General features: G+C 67.5%; 22 protein-coding genes. 17 read left to right on the forward strand and 5 right to left on the reverse strand.

Annotated features, from left to right (window positions below; all coding sequences use genetic code 11):
* Window positions 1-37: 37 nt before the first annotated feature.
* Window positions 38-1,000 (reverse strand): alpha/beta hydrolase, encoded by a 963-nt coding sequence (locus ACWEVR_RS20205; protein ID WP_452468193.1) that lies wholly within the window; start codon window positions 998-1,000, stop codon window positions 38-40.
* Between the two features lie 155 nt (window positions 1,001-1,155).
* Here ACWEVR_RS20205 and ACWEVR_RS20210 point away from each other — a divergent pair, with 155 nt between their 5' ends.
* From ACWEVR_RS20210 to ACWEVR_RS20220, 3 genes are read left to right on the forward strand one after another with little or no spacing between them, the layout of a single operon-like run.
* A complete protein-coding gene (locus ACWEVR_RS20210) occupies window positions 1,156-1,818 on the forward strand; it encodes a hypothetical protein (RefSeq protein WP_452468194.1) in 663 nt (220 codons plus the stop codon).
* Window positions 1,811-3,166 carry a glutamine synthetase family protein gene (locus ACWEVR_RS20215; protein ID WP_452468195.1) on the forward strand — a complete coding sequence of 452 codons (1,356 nt, stop codon included), beginning with the start codon at window positions 1,811-1,813 and terminating at the stop codon, window positions 3,164-3,166. The genes ACWEVR_RS20210 and ACWEVR_RS20215 overlap by 8 nt, the downstream gene beginning before the upstream one ends.
* On the forward strand, window positions 3,163-3,927 hold the full coding sequence (locus tag ACWEVR_RS20220) for a gamma-glutamyl-gamma-aminobutyrate hydrolase family protein (RefSeq protein ID WP_452468196.1): 765 nt from the start codon (window positions 3,163-3,165) through the stop codon (window positions 3,925-3,927). The genes ACWEVR_RS20215 and ACWEVR_RS20220 overlap by 4 nt, the downstream gene beginning before the upstream one ends.
* Window positions 3,928-3,990: 63 nt before the next feature.
* Here ACWEVR_RS20220 and ACWEVR_RS20225 read toward each other — a convergent pair whose 3' ends face one another.
* Window positions 3,991-4,668, reverse strand: a complete 678-nt coding sequence (locus ACWEVR_RS20225; protein ID WP_452468197.1) for a TetR/AcrR family transcriptional regulator — start codon at window positions 4,666-4,668, stop codon at window positions 3,991-3,993.
* Between the two features lie 311 nt (window positions 4,669-4,979).
* Between ACWEVR_RS20225 and ACWEVR_RS20230 the strand changes: the two genes are divergently transcribed.
* The 11 genes from ACWEVR_RS20230 to ACWEVR_RS20280 all read left to right on the forward strand — a co-directional run bounded on the left by ACWEVR_RS20230 (window position 4,980) and on the right by ACWEVR_RS20280 (window position 18,008).
* Window positions 4,980-6,587 (forward strand): class I adenylate-forming enzyme family protein, encoded by a 1,608-nt coding sequence (locus ACWEVR_RS20230; protein ID WP_452468198.1) that lies wholly within the window; start codon window positions 4,980-4,982, stop codon window positions 6,585-6,587.
* A 10-nt stretch (window positions 6,588-6,597) separates the two neighbouring features.
* The gene (locus ACWEVR_RS20235; RefSeq protein WP_452468199.1) at window positions 6,598-7,395 is read left to right on the forward strand and encodes an enoyl-CoA hydratase/isomerase family protein; all 798 of its coding nucleotides are present in this window, start codon (window positions 6,598-6,600) and stop codon (window positions 7,393-7,395) included.
* A complete protein-coding gene (locus tag ACWEVR_RS20240; RefSeq protein WP_452468200.1) occupies window positions 7,392-8,486 on the forward strand; it encodes a Zn-dependent alcohol dehydrogenase in 1,095 nt (364 codons plus the stop codon). The genes ACWEVR_RS20235 and ACWEVR_RS20240 overlap by 4 nt, the downstream gene beginning before the upstream one ends.
* A 29-nt stretch (window positions 8,487-8,515) precedes the next feature.
* The gene (locus tag ACWEVR_RS20245) at window positions 8,516-9,973 is read left to right on the forward strand and encodes an aldehyde dehydrogenase family protein (protein WP_452468201.1); all 1,458 of its coding nucleotides are present in this window, start codon (window positions 8,516-8,518) and stop codon (window positions 9,971-9,973) included.
* A 30-nt stretch (window positions 9,974-10,003) separates the two neighbouring features.
* Window positions 10,004-11,668 carry a flavin-containing monooxygenase gene (locus ACWEVR_RS20250; protein WP_452468202.1) on the forward strand — a complete coding sequence of 555 codons (1,665 nt, stop codon included), beginning with the start codon at window positions 10,004-10,006 and terminating at the stop codon, window positions 11,666-11,668.
* Window positions 11,665-12,039: a 3-aminobutyryl-CoA ammonia lyase gene (gene kal, locus ACWEVR_RS20255; protein ID WP_067494302.1), complete on the forward strand. Its 375-nt coding sequence runs from the start codon at window positions 11,665-11,667 to the stop codon at window positions 12,037-12,039. Before ACWEVR_RS20250 ends, kal begins: the two co-directional genes overlap by 4 nt.
* A gap of 5 nt (window positions 12,040-12,044) precedes the next feature.
* A complete protein-coding gene (locus ACWEVR_RS20260) occupies window positions 12,045-13,343 on the forward strand; it encodes an NAD(P)/FAD-dependent oxidoreductase (RefSeq protein WP_452468203.1) in 1,299 nt (432 codons plus the stop codon).
* Between the two features lie 285 nt (window positions 13,344-13,628).
* Entirely contained in the window at window positions 13,629-14,615 is a 987-nt protein-coding gene (locus ACWEVR_RS20265; protein ID WP_452468204.1) for an NAD(P)H-dependent flavin oxidoreductase, read from the forward strand.
* A 222-nt stretch (window positions 14,616-14,837) separates the two neighbouring features.
* Entirely contained in the window at window positions 14,838-15,533 is a 696-nt protein-coding gene (locus ACWEVR_RS20270) for a transporter (protein WP_452468205.1), read from the forward strand.
* Window positions 15,534-15,574: 41 nt separating this feature from the next.
* The gene (locus ACWEVR_RS20275) at window positions 15,575-16,933 is read left to right on the forward strand and encodes a flavin monoamine oxidase family protein (protein WP_452468206.1); all 1,359 of its coding nucleotides are present in this window, start codon (window positions 15,575-15,577) and stop codon (window positions 16,931-16,933) included.
* Between the two features lie 28 nt (window positions 16,934-16,961).
* Entirely contained in the window at window positions 16,962-18,008 is a 1,047-nt protein-coding gene (locus ACWEVR_RS20280; RefSeq protein WP_452468207.1) for a hypothetical protein, read from the forward strand.
* On the opposite strand, the gene ACWEVR_RS20285 is transcribed toward ACWEVR_RS20280, so the two are convergent.
* The 3 genes from ACWEVR_RS20285 to ACWEVR_RS20295 are packed head-to-tail and all read right to left on the reverse strand — an operon-like array spanning window position 17,998 to window position 21,217.
* A complete protein-coding gene (locus ACWEVR_RS20285) occupies window positions 17,998-18,870 on the reverse strand; it encodes a sugar phosphate isomerase/epimerase family protein (protein ID WP_452468208.1) in 873 nt (290 codons plus the stop codon). The two genes, ACWEVR_RS20280 and ACWEVR_RS20285, sit on opposite strands and share 11 nt — an antisense overlap.
* Window positions 18,867-20,057 carry a dihydrodipicolinate synthase family protein gene (locus ACWEVR_RS20290; RefSeq protein WP_452468209.1) on the reverse strand — a complete coding sequence of 397 codons (1,191 nt, stop codon included), beginning with the start codon at window positions 20,055-20,057 and terminating at the stop codon, window positions 18,867-18,869. The genes ACWEVR_RS20285 and ACWEVR_RS20290 overlap by 4 nt, the downstream gene beginning before the upstream one ends.
* Window positions 20,054-21,217 (reverse strand): Gfo/Idh/MocA family protein, encoded by a 1,164-nt coding sequence (locus ACWEVR_RS20295; RefSeq protein ID WP_452468210.1) that lies wholly within the window; start codon window positions 21,215-21,217, stop codon window positions 20,054-20,056. The genes ACWEVR_RS20290 and ACWEVR_RS20295 overlap by 4 nt, the downstream gene beginning before the upstream one ends.
* 172 nt (window positions 21,218-21,389) lie before the next feature.
* Here ACWEVR_RS20295 and ACWEVR_RS20300 point away from each other — a divergent pair, with 172 nt between their 5' ends.
* The 3 genes from ACWEVR_RS20300 (at window position 21,390) to ACWEVR_RS20310 (ending at window position 24,507) form a co-directional block, all read left to right on the forward strand.
* The gene (locus ACWEVR_RS20300) at window positions 21,390-22,424 is read left to right on the forward strand and encodes a LacI family DNA-binding transcriptional regulator (RefSeq protein WP_452468211.1); all 1,035 of its coding nucleotides are present in this window, start codon (window positions 21,390-21,392) and stop codon (window positions 22,422-22,424) included.
* Between the two features lie 126 nt (window positions 22,425-22,550).
* Complete coding sequence (locus ACWEVR_RS20305; RefSeq protein ID WP_452468212.1) at window positions 22,551-23,423, forward strand: ABC transporter permease; 873 nt, start codon at window positions 22,551-22,553, stop codon at window positions 23,421-23,423.
* Window positions 23,424-23,466: 43 nt separating this feature from the next.
* On the forward strand, window positions 23,467-24,507 hold the full coding sequence (locus ACWEVR_RS20310) for an ABC transporter substrate-binding protein (protein ID WP_452468213.1): 1,041 nt from the start codon (window positions 23,467-23,469) through the stop codon (window positions 24,505-24,507).
* Window positions 24,508-24,514 lie beyond the last annotated feature (7 nt).

Consider the following 24,514-nt stretch of genomic DNA (forward strand, 5'->3'; position numbering starts at 1 on the left):
ACCGGCGACGGATCCCGGTCGACCGCCAAGAGCCGAGCTACGGGGACGCGAGATCGCGCAGGTATCCGCAGACCTCGTCGATCGCCTGCTCGGTCTGCGCGAACACTCCCACCTCGGTGAAGAAGCCGTGGAAGACCCCGGTGTACCTGGTCGACGACACCGGCACGCCCTCGTCCCGCAAGCGTTGTGCGTACGCCTCGGCGTCATCGCGGATCGGGTCGACCTCGGCCGTGATGACCAGCGCGGGCGGCAGGTCCCGCAACGATTCCGCCCGCAGCGGCGCCGCCAGGGGATCGCCGCCGGGATGTCCGGCCCCGACGTATTGCTCCCAGAACCAGCGTCCTTCCGCGGCGCCGAGCAGCGGTGCGTCGGCGAACTCCGACCACGACGGCCTGGTGAACGTGTCGTCGACGGCGGGGTAGGCGAGTACCTGCGCGACGGGCAGGTCGCCGCCGTTCTCGCGGCGGTGAAGGCACAGGGCGACGGCGAGATTCCCCCCGGCGGAGTCACCGCCGATCGCCATCCGATCGGGGTCGATGCCCAGGTCGGCGGCCGATCGGCGCAGCCAGGCGTAGGCGTCGACGCAGTCGTGCAGCGCCGCCGGGTAGGGGTTCTCCGGCGCCAGGCGGTACTCGAGTGACACAACCGTCCACCCTGATTTGTCCGCGATGGCCCGGCACAGCTCGTCGGCGCCGTCGAGGGTGCCGAGGACGAAACCGCCGCCGTGCAGGTAGACCAGGGTGGGTGCGGCGGCCGTGGTCGTCGCGTTCGCGCGGTAGAGGCGCGCCGCGATGGTGCCGGTTCGGGTAGGCACGGTCAGTGGTGCGACATGGTCGAGCGGGGTGATCGGCTCGGCCGACGGTGCCGAGTTCACCAGCGCGCGAGCCTGCTCCGGGCCCAGTTCGTGGAGGGGTTTCGCCAAGAGCCGGCTGATCATGGTCGCTACGGCCGTCGCCTGGTCATCGAGCAGTTTCCAGCTCGCGGGAGTGTCGTCGTTCATGGGAAATCCTCGCTCGTCGTTGACAAGAAGTGATCTGTGCCTCACCATCATAGTCACGTGACCCAGACATTTGACTAGAAGTTCACGTTCCATTTGGGATCCGCTGTCGACGGTGTACCGCGCACGCGATCTCGTCGCATCGAAAGGACAACAAGATGACCGAAACGACGATCGGTCCCGCGACGCGCGGGGCCGACGCGGTCGCCGGGGTCGACATCCGGATCGAGGACGACGCAAGTCCGATCGTCCGGCTGATCGCCCGGACCATCGCCGATTCCCTCCGCGCCGACAGTTCGCTGCTGCCCGCCGGACTCACCGGCACGATCGCGATCCGTTCCCACGACACACCGCAGGCGGCCACGATCACTCTCGCCGACGGCGCGATCGCGGTGTCGGGCGGTGTGTTCGTCGAGCCCGACCTCGACGCGACCGTCGATCTGAACCAGTTCTTCGCCCCGATGGGCGAGCCCGTCGGCTCGGCGGAGCTCGCGGCCGTCGCGGTCGCCCTGCTGTCGCCGCCGCTGCCGGACTGGAAGACCGCCGCGCTGGGCTTCTGGGAGAAGGCCCGCTCGGTACCCGGCATCCCCGACATGCTCGTCGCCGTCATCGAAGGACCCGACGGCGTGGAGCAGGTCGTCGCGGGCGAGGGGGAAACCCACTACGTCATCGCGGGCCCGCCGGACCTGCTGGCCGCCGTCTTCACCGGCGCGGTCGATCTGCTCGCCGCTCTGTCCACCGGCCTCGTCGGCGTGCGCGGCACGCTCTCGCAGTTGTCCGTACTGGTCGGCGCCTCCTGGAAGGTTCGTTACGATGTCTGAAATCGCCACCACCGCAACAGCTCTCGAGCCGGGCGTGCACACGGTCCGGATCGAGTCCACGAATCACGACGGTTCGTTCCACGGCAAGAACGTCTCGCCCGCGAAGTACACCGCCTGCGCGGACTCCGGTTTCGCGATGGCCGACCTGCTGTTCGGTCTCGACCTCGGCAACGCGCCGACGCTCGGGTTCGCCTACCCCGGCTGGCGCGGTCATCTCGCCGACCTGCAGTTCCGGCCCGACCCGGCGACCATGGTGCAGTGGGCGCCCGGTGTGCAGTCGGTGATCGGTGACTACTGGCAGCCCGACGGCACCCCGATCGGCACCTGTCCGCGCAATCTCGCCCGCAAGCTGGTCGATCGGCTCGCCGACCGCGGTTTCACCGCGACCATCGCCGTCGAGATCGAGGCCACCCTGTTCCAGGAGTCGGTGCACGAGGCACGCGCGAAGGGGTACCGCGATCTCACCCCGCTCGGTGGCTCCGCGGGCACCGCCTACAACCTGGCGAAGTCCAAGGACTGGGTCGACTACATGTCGGCGGTCGCGCGACGGCTCGAGGAGATCGGTATCGAGTGGGAGGCGTGGAGCGATGAGGACGCGGCCGGTCAGGTCGAGCTCAATCTCGTCCCCGCCGACCCGATCTCGGTGTGCGACAACTGGGCTCGCGCCCGGCAGGTGATGCGTGAGGTGGCCTTCGAACTCGGTCACACCGTCACCTTCATGGCCAAACCGACCGCCGGTTACGGACAGGCCTCACACGTCAACCTGTCGTTGCAGCGCGACGGTGTCAATGCGTTCTACGCCGCCGACGGGCCGTCGGACACCATGCGGCACGCGGTCGCCGGACTGCTCGCGACGATGCGCGGCGCGACCTCGGTGATGCTCCCGCAGATCACCTCCTTCCGCCGCCTGGTCGACCTGAGCGGGCCCCCGACCACGGTGACGTGGGGCATCGCCAACAAGACGACAGCCGTGCGCGCGGTGTGTGGTCACCCGAAGTACTCGCGCCTCGAGTACCGCGTTCCGGGTGCCGACGCCAACCTGTACCTCGCGGTCGCGACGATTCTGGCCGGTGTGATCGCCGGAATCGACGGCAAGCTCGAACCGGCCGACCCGATCAGCGACATGGCTTGGTGCGCACCGGATCTCGAACGGCTGCCCGACACCATCACCAAGGCGGCCGACGCGCTCGAGTCCGATCTGATCCTGCGTGAGCAGCTCGGCGACGAGTTCGTCGACTACTGGGTCGGCACGCGGCGCTGGGAATGGATGCAGTTCCACACCACCGGCGGCGATCCGTTCGCCGAGCTGTCGGAGTGGGAATCCACGCGCTACTTCGAGTTCCCGTGACCGCGCGCTCGACCCCGGTGAAACCGCTGATCGGGCTCACCGGACGACGGTTCAGGATGGGCCTGATCAGCGGCAGTCATCCGGGCTACAGCCGACGGCTCACCGACGCCTTCTTCACCGATTTCGCGGAACGGATCACCCGCGCGGGCGGCGTGCCGGTGATGCTGCCCTACGACGCCGATCCGGCCGCGCTCGGTGACTGGCTGTCGGGTGTGGTGATCACGGGCGGTCAGGATGTGCACCCGCGCTGGTGGGGTGGCGACGAGTCGGTGGTCGGTGAGATCGACGCGGTCGACAACCCGTCGGTGCACGATCCCGACCGCGACCGCTTCGAGACCGAACTCACCACGGTCGCGATCGAACGGCAGATCCCGCTGCTCGGCGTGTGTCGCGGCATGCAGGTGCTGAACGTGACCCTCGGTGGCACGCTGATCGCCGACCTGCCTCCCGGGCCGATCGAGCACTTGGCGGCGGCCGGTCCGCTGTCGGACGGCGACCCCGGGCACGTCGTCACCTTCGATCCGGGAACGGTGGCGCAGAAGGTGTTCGGCGATCGGCTCGTCACCAATTCGTGGCACCACCAGGCGGTCGATGCGTGCGGTGACGGGCTGGTCGTCACCGGCCGCACCGAGGACGGCGTCGCCGAGGCCATCGAGCTGCCCGGCGCCCCGGTGCTCGGCGTGCAATGGCATCCCGAGTGGATGGTCACCGACGACGGCGCCCTGCGCTGGCTGGTCGAAGCGGCCGCCGAGCAGCGCTGAACAACGACGACTGTGGCCGTCGCCTCGTCGGTGGCGGCCACAGCGGCGTGTACTGCGTCTCGGTCAGTCCATGCGAACCCACGACACCAGCGAGCGCATGTCGGGCTCGGGTTCATGGACCAGCGGCTCGGCCGCGGGGGCGGCGGGCTCGCCCAGGTTCACCGCCATCCAGGCGTCGAGCACGCCGAGGGTGAGTGCCATCTGGGCCTGCGCCGCGTTCTCGTCGGTGAAGACCAGCCAGTTGAGGGCGAAGCCGTCCGACAGTGCGGACACCACGTAGATCAGCTTGTCGATCGTGTCCGCGTCGACCGGTCGGCCGGGCGCGACGGTGGTGCCCTCGAGGATCGAGCGCATGGTCGAGAAGGCTTTGGCGTACACGACCTCGGCCTGCTCGCCCTCTCGTTGGCCCCAGCTGATCAGCTCGAGGATGGTTGCCCCGAAATCCGGGTTCGCCAGATACCACTCGAGTACGCCGCGCAACAACCCGCGAGCCGTGTTCTGTGTGTCGCTGTGGACGTCGCTGCGGTGCAGCACGTCGCGGTACTCGTTGGCGAGGTACTCGAACACCGCTGCGAACAGCACCTCTTTGGTGGCGAAGCAGTAGTGCAGGGTGGCCAGGGGAGCGCTCGCCTCTTCCGCGATGCGGCGGGTCGTGGCTCCGTCCACCCCGTGGGCGGCGATCACGCGCACGGCCGCGGCCACCAGATCGGCGCGGCGTTCGGCGGCGGGGATGCGAGCCATGCGTAACTCCTATCGATTCATATCTGAACGATTGATCAAGTCAACTTCGACATTACCAGTCCGACAGCGCATCGCTCGCGTCTGATTGCGCCTGTCGCGAAGAAAAGATAGTCATATGCCTTGATCAAATGACCCACTCCGGCTACCGTTATGGCAGGCCTCACATTCCCGCCGACCAGTGGCCACACCCACCGGCGATCCAGGCCCATCGAAAACACCCCGTGACGGCGCGCCCGCCGCGCTCGGCCGCAACCCCGGCCGGCTGCAGGTCGACCGACGACCTGTCACCTGGCAACCGCGAAGAGGACGACATGACCCGAGTCGAATCGGTCCACCCCGAACGTGAGATCACGCTCGCTCGCCTGGCCATGGACCCGCCCATCGACAGCCTCGTCGATCTCCTGGCGGACCAGGCCGCGCGCTCGCCCGAGCGTGAGTTCCTCCGCTTCACGCAGGGCACGTGGACGTTCGGTGAGATCGACGACTGGACCTCGCGCCTGGCGCGGCGACTGGTCGCCGAGGACGGCGTCTGCCCCGGCGACCGGGTGGCGATCATGCTCCCCAACGTCGTCGAGTGGCCGGTGGCCTGGCTGTCGATCCTCGGCGCGGGCGGCGTCACGGTCCCGGTGAACTCGTCGTATCAGCGCGCGGACCTGGAATTCGTGCTCCGCGATTCGGGCGCGCGGCTGATCTTCACCGACGCCGAGCATCGGGCTCTGGTCGAAGAGGTCCGCACCGGCGCCGACGACCTGGCCGACGTCCGCATCATCGACGTGCCCGCGGTCGGCGAACTCGCGCACCTTCCGGCGGGGCGTCCGGTACTCGACATCACCGGCGAGACGCTCGCCAACTTCCAATACACCTCGGGCACGACCGGGTTCCCCAAAGCGTGCATGCTCACCCACGACTACTGGACCCGGCTGGGCTGGGTCTGCGCGAACGCGGCCGACCTCGGCCCCGACGACGTGGCGCTCACCTCACAACCGTTCTCCTACATGGACCCGCAGTGGAACACCGCACTGTGCCTGACGATCGGTGCGCCGCTGGTGGTGCTTCCCCGGTTCTCCGCGTCGGGCTTCATGGCCGACGTCCGCAAGCACCGGGCCACCTTCTGCTACGTCCTCGGTTCGATGCCGACACTGCTGTACAAGCAGGCGCCGACCCCGCAGGACCGCGACAACGACCTGCGCATCGTGCTGTGCTCGGGGGTTCCCGCCGCTCTGCACGCCGAGCTCGAACAGCGGTGGGGCGCGCCGTGGCGGGAAATCTTCGGGATGACCGAGAGCGGCGTCGACCTGGTCAGCCTGCCCGAAGCCATCGAGGACGTCGGCAGTGGTCGGCTCGGTCGGCCCGTGCCGACCAAACAGGTCCGGGTGATCGACCCACAGGGCCGCGAAGTCGGCGAGGGCGAATCGGGCGAACTCGTCACCTCCGGCAAACCGATGATGCTCGGCTACTGGAACCGGCCCGAGGACACCGCCCAGGTGCTGCGTGACGGCTGGTTGCACACCGGCGATGTCGCGGTCCGCGAGGAAGGCAGCTACCGCCTGGTCGGCCGGCTCAAGGACATGGTCCGCCGGGGCGGGGAGAACATCGCCAGCGCCGAGGTCGAACGCGTGCTCGAACGCGACGACAGCGTTGTCGCCACCGCCGTCGTCGGGGTACCGGACGAGTTGTTCGGCGAGGAGGTCAAGGCCTTCGTGCAGCTGGCGCCCGGTGTCGCGGAGAGCCGCGAGACCGCGCAGCGCATCCTCGACGGCGCACGAAATCAATTGGCGCGCTTCAAACTTCCGCGCTATGTGGAATTCGTCGCCGACTTCCCGCGCACCCCGTCCGAGCGGGTGTCCAAACCCGCGCTGAAGGCACGCGCCGCCGAGAACCCCGGCACCACCTACGACCTGCAACCACCGCGCGACTGAGGAGCCGGACATGACCGACAACTATCTGGACGTACGCATCGACGACGACGTCGCGGTGCTCACGCTGAACCGCCCGGCGAAGCTGAACGTGCTCGATGTGGCCACCCGGGTGCTGCTCGCGCAGACCATCCGCCACTTCGGCACCGGTGATCTGGTGCGCGGGATCGTGCTCACCGGCACCGGCCGGGCCTTCTCCGCGGGGGAGGACCTGCAGGCGGTTCCGTCCACCTACGAGGAGATCCGCGAGGCGGTCTCGACTTTCCACGACATCACCCGCGCGATTTTCGAGACGAGGATCCCGGTGATCGCGGCCGTGAACGGGATCGCCGTCGGCGGCGCCTCGGAGATCACGCTGTCGTGCGACGGGCGGATCGGCAGCACGGCCGCCGAGTACTTCCAGCCGGAGAACCACCGCGGCATCATCATCTCCAACGCCTCGAGCTTCCTGATGGGCAGGCTGGTCCGCAACCACGCGATGCGCATCGTTCTCGGCTCGCAGCGAGTCGCCGCCGAGGAGGCGCTGCGCATCGGCCTGCTCGACGAGATCGTCGCCCCGGAGATGCTGGTCGACCGCGCCGTCGAGGTGGCCCGCCAGTGGAACTCCGATCCCCGCATCACGGCATTGCACCTGGGCCTGCTGCGTCCACTGCCCGCCGAGATCGAGGCCGCGTTCGCCCGCGAGGACGACGCCGCCCGCCAGGCCTGGGAGTCCGGCGCCTTCAGCGAGGGCATCGAGGGTTTCTGGACATCGAAGAACGCGGCGTCCCCGGCGCCCGCGCAGAGCAACCGAGATCGGAGCCGATCATGATCACCACCGAAGCAGCTGTCCTCACGGCGGTCGGTGAACCGCTGGAGTTCACCGAGATCCTGGTCGACGACCCGGAGCCCAACGAGGTTCGCCTCGCGGTCTCGAATGTCGGTCTGTGCCACAGCGACCTGCACTACATGACCGGCACCGTCGGCGCCGACCTGCCCGTGGTGGTCGGGCACGAGGTGGCGGGCGTGGTCGAGTCGGTCGGCTCGGCGGTGACCACGCTGCGTCCCGGCGATCGCGTCGTCGGCGCTCTCACGCCTTCGTGCGGGCAGTGCCGCAACTGCCAGGTCGGTCACTCGACCCAGTGCCAGCGCGTCACCCAGATCCGGCAGCGACCCCGGCCCGCCTTCCAGCTGCCCGACGGGCGGGTCGTCCATCGCCTCGGCGATGTCGGTGCGTTCTCCCGGCACACCCTGATGCGCGAGAACGCGCTGGTGAAGGTGGCCGACGAGGTGGGTTTGCACGTGGGCTGCCTGCTCTCGTGCTGCATCATCACCGGTGTCGGCGCCGTGTTCCGTGGTGCCGAAGTGCGTCCCGGCGCCACTGTCGCCGTGATCGGTTGCGGCGGTGTGGGTTCGGCCATCATCCAGGGCGCACGGCTGGCCGGTGCCTCGGCGATCGTCGCCGTCGACCTCGACGACGCCCGCCTCGCCGCCGCCAGGACCTACGGCGCCACCCACGTCGTGAACGGCGCGGCCGATGTGGCCGCCGAGATCCAGAACCTGCTCGGGGACGGCGTGGACTACTCCTTCGAAGCCGTCGGCAGCGCGCGGACCGCGGCCACCGCCCTCGAGGTGCTGCGCCCCACCGGCACCGCGTGCCTGGTCGGTATCGCTCCCGACGGCACCGATCTGAAGCTGCCCGCCTGGAACTTCTTCTTCTCCGAGAAGCGCCTCATCGGTTCCTACATGGGGTCGGGACAGGCACAGGAGGACATCGCCCAGTTCGCCCGCCTGTACCAGCAGGGGCGGCTGCTGCTCGACGAGATGGTCAGCGATGTCATCCCGTTCCACGACGTCGACAAGGGCTTCGAGGCGATGAAGTCCGGCGAAGTCACCCGCATCGTCGCCGACCTCACTGTCTGAGTCCCGTTCGCGCACCGAAGGAGCACCTGATGACGAATCCGCAACTGCCCCAACCGATCAACTACATCGCCGACGAGTGGTCCGAGTGCGCGACGATTCCCGACGCCTGGAACCTCGACCCCAACACCGGCCTGCCGGTGCACCGCGCCGTCACCACCACCCCTGCGGATGTGGAGCGCGCCCTGCGCCATGCCGAGCAGTCCTACGGTTTCGAACGCTGGGACGACGCGGCGAGCGAGGAACGCGCCGAGATCATCGAGCGCGCGGCCGACATCGTCGAGTCCCGCATCGAGGACATCGCCCGCACCGACGCTCTCACCAGCGGTGTCCCGATCGCCAAGGCCCGGATGGTCGCCCAGTTCCTGCCGTACCGGATCCGTTCGGCGGCCGCGGAATTGCGGACCATCCCGCGTCGCACCGCACTCGAGGCCGGTGGGCGGGACGTGCGTTTGTACAAGGTCCCGTGGGGCCCGGCCGCCATCCTCACCCCGTGGAACGGCCCGAGTTTCATTCCCGCCGCGAAGATGGTGAGCGCGCTGGCCGCCGGCTGCCCGGTGATCCTCAAGCCGTCCGAACACGCGCCGAGCAGCGCTCAGATCATCGTCGAGAGCTTCGTCAAGGCCGGGCTGCCCGCCGGTGCGTTGCAGCTGCTGCACGGTGCGGGTGACGTGGGCGCGGCCGTCACCGGTGACCGGCGCGTGAAGATCGTCTCCTTCACCGGCGGTCCGAACGCCGGCCGGGCGATCGCCCGCGCGGCGGCCGAGGACTTCAAGGTGCTCCAGCTCGAACTCGGCGGCAACAATCCGGCCCTGGTGCTCGACGACGCCGATATCGACGTGGCGGCCGACGGCATCCTCGACGGGATGACCAAGCTCAACGGTCAGTGGTGCGAGGGCCCCGGCAAGGTGCTCGCGCACAAGAGCCTGGTCCAACCGCTGCTCGAGGCGCTGCTGGACCGGATCGCCCACATCGAGATCGGCAACTCGCTCGACGAGAGCACCGAACTCGGCCCCATCTCCAACGCCCCGCACTTCGCGACGCTGCAGAGCCGGATCGAAGGGCTTCGCACCCATGGCGCGACCATCCACCAGCCCGCGAAGCTCCCCGACCTCGGCGGCTTCTTCCTGTCGCCGACCGTCGCGACGGGCGTCGACGCGTCGCTGGCGACCGCCGAACTGTTCGGCCCGCTGATCAGCCTGCACGCCGTGGAGTCCGACGAGGACGCGCTGCGCGTGGCCAACGCCGACCCGTCGGGGCTCGACGCCTACGTGTTCGGCGGCGACCTGGACCGCGCCGTCGATGTCGGCTCGCGAATCCTGTCCGGCGAGGTGCGCGTCAACGGCGCCAAGGTCGCCGACCTGGCCGACGGATCGGCCCAAAGCTTCTGGGGCGCTTCGGGAATCGGCGGTCACGCCCCCGGTGAGTCCGTCCGGGTGTTCTGCGGCGACCGCGTTGTCGGCGTCGATTCCCCCGATCTCCCCATGTAATCGACTCCCTCAACGAAAGCGGCCACTGCCATGAACTCCACCTCAACCACCGACCACGAGGTTGTCGACGTCATCGGTGTCGGCGCCGGCTTCACCGGCGTGTACCTCGCCCACCGGCTGACCACAGCGGGCTGGACCTTCGCCGGTTTCGAAGCCGGACCCAGCGTCGGCGGCACCTGGTTCTGGAACACCTATCCGGGCGCACGCTGTGACGTCGAGAGCATCTACTACTCGTACTCCTTCGACGAGGCACTCCAGCAGGAGTGGACGTGGAGCCAGCGCTTCGCCCCGCAGGCCGAGATCCTCAGCTACATCGAGCATGTCGCCGACCGCTTCGACCTGCGCAAGCACTTCACCTTCAACACCCGCGTGGTCGCCTCAACCTGGAACGCCGCCGATCGGCTCTGGGAGGTGCGGCTCGACAACGGTGAGATCCGGCGCAGCCGCTATCTGATCTCGGGTGCGGGCGGCCTGTCCACGCCGAAGGACTTCGACGTGCCCGGCCTGTCGAACTTCACCGGGCTGAAGGTGTCGACGAGCCGGTGGAACATCTCCCTCGACGACCTCGCGGGCAAGCGCGTCGCCGTGATCGGCACGGGGTCCTCCGGCGTGCAGGCGATTCCGCTGATCGCCGAGGTCGCCGAACACCTCACGGTGTTCCAGCGCACCCCGAACTACGTGATGCCCGCCCGCAACGCCGAACTCGCCCCCGACCAGGTCGCCGCCGTCAAGGACAACTATGTGGCGATTCGGGAGGAGTGCAGGCACTCGCCCGGTGGCATTCCCGATCGCCCCGTCACCGACCGGGCCTTCGATGTCTCGGACGCCGAGCGCAAGCGCCGCTACGAGGCGGCCTACGAGCGCAGCGGGTTCCTCGGCGTCGGCGCGGAATTCGCCGACCTGCTGTTCGACGAGGAAGCGAACCGGACCGCCTCGGAGTTCATCCACGACAAGATCCGCGAGATCGTGAAAGACCCGGTCACCGCGGAACGGCTGGTGCCCAAGTACCACCCGCTCGGCGCCAAGCGCAGCGTCTTCGGCACGGACTACTACGAGACTTACAACCGGCCCAACGTGTCGCTTGTTTCACTGCGTGAAGAGTCGATCGAGACGATGACCGAGAACGCGATCGTCACCTCGAACGGCACCTACGAGGTGGACGCCATCGTGCTCGCGATCGGGTTCGACGCCTTCACCGGCCCGCTCTACGGGCTCAATCTGACCGGTGCGTCCGGCAAGAAATTGCAGGAAGCGTGGAGTGACGGTATCCGCTCCTACCTCGGAATCATGGCGGCCGACTTCCCCAACTTCTTCATGGTCGGCGGCCCGCTGAGTCCCGCGCTCGCCAGCAATGTGGTGGTGACCATCGAGCAGGCGGTCGACTGGATCGCCGACCTGATCGAACACGCCCGCGACACCGGCGCGACGCAGATCGAAGCCACCCCCGAGGCCCAGCAGGAGTGGGTCGACATCACCGAGTGGACCGTGTCCCAGACGCTGTACGCCACCACCGACTCCTGGTATCGGGGCTCGAACGTCGAGGGCAAGCCCAACACCTTCATGGGCTACCTGGGCGGGGTCGGCAAGTACCGCCGCATGTGCACCGAGATCGCCAAGCGGGGCTATCCCGGCGTCGCGATCGACGGCGAAGCGACGTCGCGCACAGTCGGCCCGATTCACGAGGAGATCGCATGAGCAGCGCAGTCCACCGGCGGTATGTCGCCTTCTCCGACGCCCACTACGCCGGTAACCTCGTCGACGGTGCGTACGCCTTGAAGCTCTTCGGCGATGTCGGCACCAATCTCGCGATCGAAATGGACGGACACGAGGGCTTGTTCGCCGGTTACTCGTCGGTGGAATTCCTCGCCCCGGTCCGTGGTGGCGATGTCGTCGAGGCCGAAGCAACCCTGGTGAAGAAGGGAAACCGCAGCCGCACGGTCGATTTCGAGCTCCGGGTGATCTGTCGCGGCTCCGACGACACCGGCCGGGCGCAGGTCCTCGACCCACCCCTGGTCGCGGTACGCGCTCGCGGTACCGCGGTCATCCCCGCGGACGGAACGGAGTAGGCGCCATGGAATTGATCGACGACACCGGTTGGGCCGAACAACCCACCACGGTAGAACCATCGCTCACCGATGACATCGACTGCGACGTCGTGGTGATCGGTGGCGGTGGCGGCGGTATGTCGGCGGCCCTGCGCCTCGCCGACAAGGGCGTGGACGTGGTGCTGCTCGAGGCGAAAACCCTCGGCTGGGGCGCCACCTCCCGCAACGCGGGCTACATCACGAACTCGGTCGCCGCCGATCCCGAGCTGCTGGGGTTCCTGCTGAAGCGCGAGCGGTTGCGCGAGCTGTACCGCTACGCCGAGCACGCGGTGCATTTCGCCGAGGACGCGATCGAGCACCACGCGATCGACTGTGATTACAAGCAGGAAGGCATCGTGATGGCCGCGGTGTCGAAGGGACAGTTGCGGCACGCCCGCCGCAACGCGAAGGTTCTGGCCGCGGCCGGATCGTCGGGCGAATTCGTCGAGGGTCCCGAGGCGGGGCTGCCGGAGGGCTTCCTCGGTGGTATCCGTGAAGGCGTGGGCGGCACGGTCAACCCGGGCAAGTTCGCCCTCGGCCTGCGCGCCGCGACGATCGCCGCCGGTGTGCGGGTCTACGAGTCCACTCCGGCGGTCGACGTCGTCGATACCGGTGACCGGGTCACCGTCGAAACCCCGCACGGAAAGGTGAGGGCACGCAAGGCGCTACTCACCACCAACGCCGCGAGCAACAGCCTGTCCATCGCACCGAAACACCTCGCGACCCCGGTGTGGACCTCGCTGGTCGAAACCGAACCGATCCCGCCCGCGCGGCTCGACGAGATCGGCTGGACCAGCAGGGCGCCGCTGGTCACCCTGCACATGATCCTCGAGAGTTATCGCGTCACCCCGCGCGGCACCATCGCGTTCGGCACCCGCCGCATCCAGGCAGGTCGCAACCCGCTGCCGACCCGTACTCCCGCGCCGCAGGTCGTCGACGATCTCGTCCGTGGCTTCCACGACCGCTTCCCCGGCCTGCGCGACATCAAGGCGGAGACGGCCTGGGGCGGCTGGATCGGCATGAGCTCCACGTGGCTTCCGGTCGCGGGTGCGGCGTCCGAGAACGTGCTGTACTCGGCGGCCTGCAACGGCCACGGCTTCGCCCAGGCGCAATACGTGGGACACCTGCTGGCCGACCACGTCACCGGTGCACCGCGGCACGAGGACCTCGAAGCGATCTGGCACGGCGGCAAACGGTTCTGGCCCAGCTTCGTCAACAACCCCGCGCTGTACCTCGGTTGGCTCGCCGACCGCACCGTCGACCGCTGGGCCTCGCTCTGGAAGTGAACCGCGCTCGCGCCGCCGTCGGCGAAGGCACTCTTCGTCGGCGGCAGGCGCGTTGTGCGCGGTCGACTTTCACGGCCGGGTGAAGGCCAGGCCAGTTCGATGGAGGCGCCGATGATGCCGGTGGCCAACGGCAGTCCAGTGGTGACCAGCAGGCGCATGGTGATCGCGGCGGTGTGCCAGCCGCTGGCCGCGAGACCCTAGCTCCTCATTGACAAAGAGTGGTTCTTGACCCACGATCATAGTCACATGACTTAGACAGATGACTACGATTCGGTCAGGATGTACATGTTCACCAACACCTTCACGGAAACGTTCGGTATCGAGCACCCCCTCGTCTGTGGCGGCATGACCGCCGTCGGCACGGCGGACCTGATCGGCGCGGTGGCCAACGCCGGTGCCCTCGGATTCCTCACCGCTCTCACTCAGCCCACACCGGAGGCGCTGGTCAAGGAGATCAACCGCTGTCGTGACCTCACCGACAAGCCCTTCGGGGTGAACCTGACGATCCTGCCGACCATCAGGCCGGTGCCCTACGACGAATATCGCGACGCGATCGTCGAGAGCGGCATCACCATCGTCGAAACCGCCGGCGGTAACCCGCAGCCACACCTGCCCACCTTCAAGGCGGCGGGGGTGAAGGTGATCCACAAGGCGGTCACCGTTCGCCACGCGCTCAAAGCCCAGCAGCTCGGTGTCGACGCGGTGAGCATCGACGGCTTCGAATGCGCGGGACACCCCGGTGAGGACGATGTCCCCGGTCTGATGTTGATCCCCGCCGCCGCGCGAGCGCTGACCGTTCCGATCATCGCGAGCGGCGGAATCGCCACCGGGGCAGGGCTTGTCGCGGCCCTCGCCCTCGGCGCGTGCGCGGTGAACATGGGCACGCGGTTCATGGCGACCACCGAGGCGCCCATCCACGACAACGTCAAGCGGCAGATCGTCGACAACAGCGAACGCGACACGGTCATCGTGTTCCGTGAGTTCCACAATTCCGCCCGGGTGGCCCGCAACGCGGTGTCTGAGGAGATCGCCACGGTCTCCCGCGAGCCCGGCGCGACCTTCGACGACATCGCCCACCTGGCCAGCGGTGCTCGCGCCCGCGAGCGCGTGTACGGCGACGGCGATGTCGACGGTGGACTGTGGTGGGCGAGCCAGGCCCAGGGGTTGATCCACGACATCGGCAGCTGCCGAGACGTGGTCGACACCATCCTGGCCGAGGCGCGTCGGATCATCACCTCGACGCTGCCCGATCAGCTCGGCGGCGGAAAATAGTGAGTCAAACGCCTTGATCATATGACCCACTCCCTGTAGCGTTATGACTGGCATCACATTCCGACCCCAGCGTCGGGGCTGCGCGCAGATCCCGCTCGACAGTCGGATGCCGGACCCATACGTGCCGGAGCGAAACGGCGACCGATCCTCGATCGCTCGGCAGCGCTGACGAAAAGACCCCATTGCCGCTGGTCGGCGGGTGGCACTTTCAAGGAGAAGATCATGTCCATCAAGGAACTGCTTTTCGCGGTCGCGGACATCTGGATGGTCGCCGTGGGTTTCACCTACGGCATCAAATTCATCCGGAACTACAAGAACTATCTGCTCGGTATCGAGTGGATTATCGTCGCGACCTCGGGGACGAATTTCCTGATCTACGGTCTGCTCAAAGCGGGCCACGACAGCCCGATGTATACCGGCGCGGCCTATTTGGACGCCTTCTCCCGATCGGTCGGTATCACGCTGATCCTGGTCCTCGGGCTCATGCAGGTGACCCACCGGTACAAGCCGTCGGCGGCGGTGGACATCGGCGCGTTCGCGCTCGCGGGTGTGGCCGGCCTGCTGCTGCTCGGCTACCAGGACACCATCGGTCTGCCTGCCGCGATCTTCTTCATCGTGGTCAACGTGCTCACCACGATCTTCCTCGCCTACTTCGTCAAGCGGCTGTGGCAGATCGGGGAGCGGCGACACGCCGTGTGGGCGGCCGTCGCGACCGCCTGCGGTTTCCTGATCGCGGCGACCTATGACTTCGTCAAGATTCCCGGTGACGACGCCGAGCACACGATCTTCTACATCTTGGCGCTGTCGTCGTGGGGTCTGCAGATGTTCGTGTACTACCGCGCTTACCGGGCATTCGACGCCTACAACAAGCGTGTCGCCGCTCCTGCGGTGACCGGCGACGCCACCGTGACGGCGTAACCAGAGTCATTTCTTCGAACGATCCACAGTCAGGAGCCGATATGGCAACGCAGAATATTCGAGAAGAAACCACTGAGGTTGTCATCATCGGCGCCGGAATGGCGGGTTTGACGGCGGCGACCACCTTGGCGCCCGCGGCCGAGGTGGTCGTGCTCGAGTCCACCGATCGCACGGGCGGGCGCGTCGAAACTGTCCGTCAGGGCGACTACTGGATCAACCTCGGCACCCAGTTCACCGAGGGCACCGGCACACTGATCGATGCGCTGGAACGGCACAACATCGAGATGGGCTCGCTCGCGGGCAAGAGCATCGCGCTGCATCTGAACGGTTCGACGGTCGACACCTCGAATCCGCTGGCACTCATGTTCCGCACCCGCATGACCATGATGGACCGGATCGGGCTGGCCATCGTCGGCGCGCGCATCCTCTCGGCCGCGCCGTTCCTCGAGTCGCAGAGCCGCTTCGCTCAGCGTGTCCGCGCGAGGCTCGAGTCCAAGCTGGCGTCGTATCTGCTGAACGGCGTCCGCTCGGAACTGGCCGCCACGATCGTCCGGTCGTGGTCGGCGCAGTGGATGGGATGCGATCCGGAGGAGACGGCCGCCGCGCAGTTCGTGTATTCGGTGGGCATCGCACTCACCGACCCGGAGAAGGTGCCGAACTTCTCGCTGCCCTCGGGCGGCAACCAGACACTGACCGATGTGCTCACCGAGGACCTCGGTGCCCGCATCCGGCGCAATGCGGTGGTACACACGGTGCGCCGCGATGGTGACGGCGTGGTCGTCGACTATCTCGACGGCGATCGTCCGGCGCGACTGCGCGCCCGGCGGGCGATCGTGACCACCCCGGCCGACATCACCGAGCGGATCATCCCGGACCTGCCCCAGCAGTACCGCAACGCGTTCAACGACATCACCTACGGACGCTATGTCGTGGTCGGCTTCTTCACCGACGAGGTCGGTCCGCAACGGTGGGACAAGTACTTCGGCATCTCGGCGCCGCAGCTGTCGTTCCAGGCGGTGTTCAATCACGCCGCCGCGCTACGTACCGGTGACGACCGCAAACCGGGCGGTGCCCTGGCGTGTTTCGCCGGTGGCAGCAAGGCCGACGCGTTGCTCGACCTGCCCGACGAGGAGATCGTGTCCCGCTTCCGGAACGACCTGCTCACCGTGCTGCCCGAGCTGGAAGACAAGCTGGGGGAGGGCATTCTGCGCAGGCACCGCCGGGTCGTGCCGTTCTGGGCACCCGGCAGACGCAAGACCCTCCCCACCCTGCGCGACCCGCTCGGCACCATCCATCTGGCCGGCGACTACCAACTCGATGTCCCGTCCCTGGCCGACGCAGCCACCTCGGGCGAACGCTCGGCGCAGGCGGTACTGGCAAGCCTCGGTCGCGCGCGGTAGCTGAGGAGTTGGCTTATCCTCCATGGTCATGACCGGCCGGGCGGATTGTGAAGCCGAGCTCTTCCGCAGGGATCCTCGCCCACCGGACTTCATCGAACATCGGCGGTATGCCTCGTACCAGGCGTGGCGGCAGCTCGTGATCGGTGGCCACATCGACCACGAGCAACTGGTGGGCGACCTGCTCGGCATCAGCCGCCATGTCCACTCCCGGTATGCCTACACATATACGATCCACGAAGTCCTGCCGGAGTTTTCGCGAATTCGGCTCACGGCCGCGCTCGGTGATGTGATCGCCCTTCTCCCGATGGCGTCGGCAGTCCGAATCTCAGTGGAAGAAGCTGTTATCCGGCTCGTGGCATTCTTCGGGCCGGTACCGATGGAGTTGCTGTCGGACTCCGTCCTACGCACCGTGTTCTCCGGCATCCGGCCTCGCGATGTCGAATTCGCCGGGTCCACCGACTCTCTCGCGGCACTGGGCAAAATCTCGGCTACGGACACGCGGCGACTGAGCCATGTCCTGCGCGACGTCCCCGACGCGCAATTGCTGTGCGCGGCCCGGCTGATGCGACCGGACCTTCTCGAGGCGGTGCATGCGGCATTCGACTCGACGGACGGTGCATGGGCCGTCTTGACCTACTTGGCCCGTGATTTTCCTCCCCCCGTCGATATCCCTACCCCGGACAGCCCACGGATGCTCGCCGGTCTGGTCACACTCGCCGAAGGCAAGCCAGGCGACACCGTCTCCCACGGCCAGTTCCCCAGCCCCATCACGAAACTCGCCCGCCTATGCCTGACATCGACAGGGCACTACCCGCCCGCCCAGGTCCTCGACGCGGCACGAAGTGCCTACGACAGGAGACGTCCCTACTACGCACACGACGCCGTGGCCTGCGCCCTCGCACACCCGGAAATCTCCGCTGCCGAGCGTGCCGACCTCATCCGTCACCTGTCTGGACATGACAGTCACGGGCCAGCAGCCCATGGCCGACGAGCTCGAAAGAAGTTCTGGCGCATAGTCCGATGGGGCAGCCGTCAGCTCTGGACAGCACCGCGGCCGGGTGACCTCAGCCGATGAGGGACGGCAGTACCAGCTCCCGGTACCGCCGCTTCATCGTCTCGATCACCTCGTGGCCGTCGCTGGACCACACCGTGGCGTTGAAGATCTCGACTTCCACGTCGCCGCGGTATCCGGCGTCGCGGACCCAGCGGCCGATGGTCGCGAAGTCGATGACGCCGTCGCCCATCATGCCCCGGGACAGCAGCGGATCGGCGGTCATCGGGTTCAGCCAGTCGCACACCTGATACGAACTGATCCGCCCGGCCGCACCGGCCTGCGCGATCTGATGCGCCAGGATCGGGTCCCACCAGAGATGGAAGGTGTCGACCACGACGCCCACGGTGTCGGCCGGATGCGGCGCTGCCATCGAGAGTGCCTGCGCCAGTGTGGAAATCACGGCTCGATCGGCACAGAACATGGGGTGCAGTGGTTCCAGCGCCAGGCGAACGCCGCGGTCGGCGGCGTAGGGGACCAGGAGCGCGAGCCGCTCCTCGACCCGTGCCCGGGCACCGGCGAGATCCCGATCGGGGATCCCGCCCATCACCATCACCAGTTCCCGCGTGCCGAGTGTCGCCGCGTCGTCGATGGCACGGCGGTTGTCGGCGAGCGCGGCCGGTCCGTCTTCCTTCCCGGTCAGGAAGCCGCCGCGGCACAGGCTGGAGACGCGCAGACCCGCGTCGGCCACGATCTTGGCCGCGGTGGTCGCCCCGACCTCGTCGACCCGGTCACGCCACAGTCCGATCGCGCCGAGTCCGGCCCTTGCCGCACCGTCTACCGCCTCGGCCAGGGTCCAGCGCTTGGTCGTCGCGGTGTTCAGCGACAGCGACCGGTACGGAGCGGCCGAGTCGTACGGGACCTGCTGCGCGACAACCGATGTCATGATCCGAATCCGTTCAGTTCGAGGTACAACCGCATGCGGTGCGCGGCCAGTTCGGGGTCCGCCAACAGACCGGCCCGGTCGGCGAGCCGGAACAGCTCGGCCAGGTGCGGGACGGAACGGCCCGTGGACAACCCGCCGACCATGGAGAAGCCGGGCTGACGACCGTTGAGCCACGACAGGAACGCGATCCCGGTCTTGTAGTAGTACGTCGGCGCCGCGAAGATATGCCGTCCGAGTTCCTGTGTGCTGCCGAGAATTTCGGATGCCCGCGCCATGTTGCCGTTGTCGAGCTCCTGCAGCGCGGTCGACGCGGCGGGATAGATCGCCGCGAAGATGCCGAGCAGCGCATCCGAATGTCCTTGCGCGTCACCGACGATGAGCTCGGGATAGTTGAAATCGTCACCGGTGTAGAGCCGGACCCCTGGCGGCAACGCGCGCCGCAGCGCGATCTCGTGTCCGGCATCCAGCAGCGAGACCTTGACGCCGTCGATCTTCGACCGGTTGTTCTCGATGAGCGTCCGGAAAGTCGCGGTGGCGGTGGCGATATCGTCGCTACCCCAATAGCCGTGCAGCGCGGGGTCGAACATGGTGCCGAGCCAGTGCAGGATCACCGGCCGGTCCACGCCCGCCAGCAGCCGTTCGTAGACGTCCACATAGTCGGCCGCCGACTCCGCGACCCGCACGAGAGCCCGCGAAGCCATCAGGATTACCTGCGCGCCCGCCTCGGTCACCACATCGATCTGCTCACGGTATGCGTCGACGATCCTGGTGAGCCCGGCCGATCCGGCGGGCAGGCCGTCGAGATCGAGCTGATCGGTGCCCGCACCGCAGGCGAGCCTGCCCCCGGTGGAGGCGGCCTCGCCGCCGGAACGCCGGATCAACTCGGTGGTGGTCCGCCAGTCGAGGCCCATCCCGCGCTGCGCGGTGTCCATGGCATCGGCGACACCGAGCCCGTAGGACCACAGCTCGTGCCGGTAGGCCAGCGTCGCGTCCCAGTCGATCGTCACGGGCGCGCCCGGCGTGTTGTCGGCCGTGGCACGCGGAATCACGTGCGCCGCAGCGAAAGCCACTCGCGAAGTGATCGGCTCGGTCGGCCGCGTCCACGCGCCCGGAGCGCCGAGGACGTACCGTTCGAGCCGGTCACCGGCGGGCAGCAGCACCGACACATCGGTCGGGGCCGCGGTCACAGCGTGACCTCCGGAATCTCGATGCGGCGGCCTTCGGCGGAGCTGCGCAGGCCGAGTTCGGCGAGCTGAACCCCGCGCGCGGCGGAGAGCAGCCCGTAGCGATGCGGCCGCTCGCTAACCACGTCGGCGAGGAACTCCTCCCACTGCAACTTGAAGCCGTTGTCCAGATCGGCGTTCGCCGGCACCTCGAGCCATTGCTCGCGGAACGGTTCGGTGACCGGAAGATCCGGGTTCCACACGGGTTTGGGCGTATGCGAGCGATGCTGCGCGACGCATTTGCGCAATCCGGCCACCGCCGAACCGTGCGTACCGTCGATCTGGAACTCGACGAGCTCGTCGCGATACACGCGCACCGCCCACGATGAATTGATCTGCGCGACAACGCCGTCGGCCATCTCGAAGATGCCGTAGGCGGCATCGTCGGCGGTGGCGTCGTACGGTTTGCCCTGCTCGTCCCACCGGGTGGGGATATGGGTCGTCGCCTTCGCGGTGACCGCCTCGACCTTGCCGAGCAATCCCTCGAGCACGTAGTTCCAGTGGCAGAACATGTCGACGACGATGCCGCCGCCGTCCTCGGCGCGGTAGTTCCAGCTGGGCCGCTGGGCGGGCTGGCCGTCACCTTCGAAGACCCAGTAGCCGAATTCGCCACGCAACGACAGGATCCGCCCGAAGAAGCCCTCGTCGACCAGCCTGCGCAATTTGACCAGGCCGGGCAGATAGAGCTTGTCGTGCACGACACCCGCGGTGACGCCCGCGTTCGCGGCGACCCTGGCGAGTTCTACCGCCTCGGTGAGTGTTTCGGCGGTCGGCTTCTCGGTGAACACGTGCTTGCCCGCCTTCATCGCCGCCGCGAGCGCCTCCGCGCGTCGGGACGTGACCTGTGCGTCGAAGTAGATGTCGACGGACGGGTCGGCGATGACGGCGGCGGCATCGGTGCTCCATTCGGCGATACCGTGCTGTGCCGCGAGTTCGGCCAGTTTGGCGGCATTGCGGCCCACCAGGACGGGCTCCACCTGGACGCGGCTGCCGTCCGGGAGCACGAGGCCGCCCGCGTCGCGGATCGGCAGGATCGAGCGCATCAAGTGCTGGCGGTAACCCATGCGCCCGGTGACGCCGTTCATGGCGATGCGGAGCGTGCGCGGGGGAGTGGAATCGGGCATTGTTCTGTGCCTCTTCTGATTTGCGTGGCTGACGACCCGCAGAATGGGTCGCGGACGGTGCGGAGAAACTCCGCACACGGCGATGGACAAGTCAGCTCGGAATGCGCTTTCCAAGCTATGCTAAGTCACCGAGTCCGGTCAACCCCACCCCGAACCGAGGGAACGAGAAGTCATGGCGGCTGTGAGATTGCAAGACGTCGCGATCCGGGCGGGCGTCTCCCAGGCGACCGCCTCGCGCGTGCTCAACGGGTCGTCACGGGTGCCCGGCGAAGGCGTGGCCGACCGGGTCCGTGCCGCCGCCGCGGAGCTCGGCTATGTGCCGAATGCCCAGGCCCAGGCCCTGGCGCGGTCCTCGACCGGGCTGATCGGACTCGTCGTGCACGACATCGCCGACCCCTACTTCTCCTCGATAGTGCAGGGGGTGCAGACGGCGGCGCGCCGGGCGGGCAAGCTCGTCCTGCTGGCCAGTACGCAACGCGATTTCGACATCGAGCGCGAATCGGTGAGCACGTTCATCTCGCACCGCGCCGACGCGATCATCCTCGCGGGTTCGCGCCAGAGCGGCGATCTCGACCGCGATCTCGAGAAGGAGTGCGCGCGGTATCTGGACAACAACGGCAAGGTGGTCGTCATTGGGCAACCGCTGTCCTTCGGCGCCGCCGTCGAGCCCGAAAACTACGTCGCATCAGCGGAATTGGCGCACGCGCTGCTCGGTCAGGGGCATCGTGACTTCGCGGTGATCGGCGGGCCCGGTCACATCAGAACCGCCGTCGACCGACGCAACGGCTTCGTCGAGGCACTCGCGTCGCAGGGTGTGACACCGCTGGTGGAGATCGCGGGGGACTTCTCCCGTGACGGTGGTTTCAGCGCGGCGCGCCGCCTCGCCGCGGCCTTGGATCTGCGCCACGGGCAAGCGGTCCCGCCCTGCGTCTTCGCCGTGAGCGACGTGATGGCGATCGGGGCGATCGCGGCCTGGCGCGAGCTCGGCTTGGCGGTGCCCGACGATGTCTGCGTCGCCGGGTTCGATGACATTCCCACGCTGCGCGATCACGTACCAGGGCTCTCGACGGTGGCGCTGTCGCTGGTGGACATCGGCGAACGGGCCGTCGCGCTCGCGCTCGACGACACCGCAACGTCCTCGCGCGCACACGAATTCGTGCCCGGCCGGGTGATCCTGCGCGACAGTAGCGTTTTGCACCGCCCCTGACCTGGTCCGATTCGAAACCCTTGACACTGTGGGTCGGGTCACACTAGCCTCGGACCCAGCTTCGGAAAGCGCATTCCCGGCGGGTGTAGTTCGAATCCCGCTCCACTACTAGCTTTAGGACTCCAGATGGCGGTAGTCACGTCCGTCGAGGCCGGTTCCCCCGCACCGAAAGCGGCGCAACCCGTTCGCCCCCGGCGCCGAAAGCTTCCATCCCCGGCCGGTCTCTGGTCGACCGTCTGGCGGCCACTCGCCCTGGTGGCGGTGCTCGTCGTCGCCTGGTGGGCCGTCACGAAATTCGAGCTCGTCGAGCCCTACATCCTGCCGTCGCCCGCCGATACCTGGCGCACCACCGTCAACAACTCGGCGTACCTGCTCGAGAACACCTGGGTCACCACCTACGAAACGGTGGTCGGCTTCATCATCGCCGCGCTGATCGGCGAAGCCGTCGCCCTGGTGATGATCTATTCGCGTGGCGTCGAGCGAACGATGTACCCGCTCATCCTTTTCGCACAGGTCATCCCGAAAATCGCCATCGCCCCGCTGTTCATCGTCTGGCTGGGCTTCGGTACCAGCCCCAAGATTCTCGTCGCCGTGCTGATGGCGTTCTTCCCGATCGTCATCTCCGGTATGGCGGGCTTGCGCTCGGTCGATCCGGAGATCCTCGAACTCACCTCCACCATGGGCGCGAGCAATTGGAAGACGTTTGTGAAAGTGCGTTTCCCGGCGTCGCTTCCGCAGTTGATGTCCGGGCTCAAGATCGCCGCCACCCTCGCGGTCACCGGTGCCGTCGTCGGTGAATTCGTCGGCGCCAACGAAGGTCTGGGTTATGTGATTCTGCAGGCCAACGGAAACATCGACACCGCAATGCTGTTCGCGGCCCTGATCATCATGTCGCTGCTCGGCATCATCCTGTTCGCGATCATCGAGATCGCCGAACAGTTCCTCATTCCCTGGCACGCCTCCCGTCGATCCACGGCCTCGGTCGTCGGGGCGGCTTGAGCATGCCGAACCACCGTATTCGCGCCACAGCTGGAGAACTCGCATGAAATTCCGAACACGCACACTCACGTCCATCGGGGCCGCCGCGGTGGCATCGGTGCTGGTCTTGACCGGCTGCGGAGGCGGCGGCACCGAGGCCAAGGAACCCGGCACCGACGGAAAGACCACGCCGGTGTCGCTGATGCTCAACTGGTACCCCTACGGCGAGCACGCCCCGTTCTATTACGGAGTGCAGGAAGGCATTTTCGCCAAGCACGGCTTCGATCTGAAGATCTCGGCCGGCCAGGGGTCGACGAAGACCACGCAGGCCACCGGTTCCAAGCAGACCGACTTCGGCTGGGCCGATACGCCCGCCGTCCTCAGCAATATCGACAAGGGCGTCAAGGTCAAGAGCGTGGGCGTCTTCCTGCAGACCACGCCGTCGGCGGTGCAGGTGTTCGCCGATTCGAATATTCGGACGCCGGCCGACCTGGTGGGCAAGACCATCGCCGTCTCCGCGGGCGACGCACCGACCACCACCTTCCCGGTCTATCTCGACAAGGCGGGTGTACCCGCCGATCAGGTCACCCAGCAGAGCCTCGACTCCGCGGGCAAGATGTCGGCGATGCTCTCTGGCCGCGTCGACGGGCTGATCGGCTTCGCGCACGACCAAGGGCCGACCATCGCGAACAAGAGCGGCAAAGAGGTTCGCTACCTGCGGTATTCGGAGCAGGGACTCAACTTCTTCAGCAACGGCCTGATCGCGAACCAGGCCACGATCGACTCCTCGCCCAAACTGGTGCAGGCCATGGTCGACGCGACCAGCGAGGCCTTCGCCGCCGCGGCGGCGAAGCCCGAGGCCGCGGTCGCCGCGATGGAAGGCAAGGACCCGCAACTGCCGCCGCAGCCGGTGCTGCTGCAGCAGTGGCAGCAGACCATTCCGCTGCTCACCACCCCGGAAACCGTCGGCAAGGCGCCCGGAACCAATGCCGAGGCGAACTGGCGCGCCACCGTCGAGGTGCTCAGCAACGCCAAGCTCCTCGAGAAGGCCGAGGACCCGGCCAAGTACTGGGACTCCAAATTCACCCCGACCAGCAGGCCGTGACGGAACA

The organism is Nocardia sp. NPDC003979 (assembly GCF_053605015.1).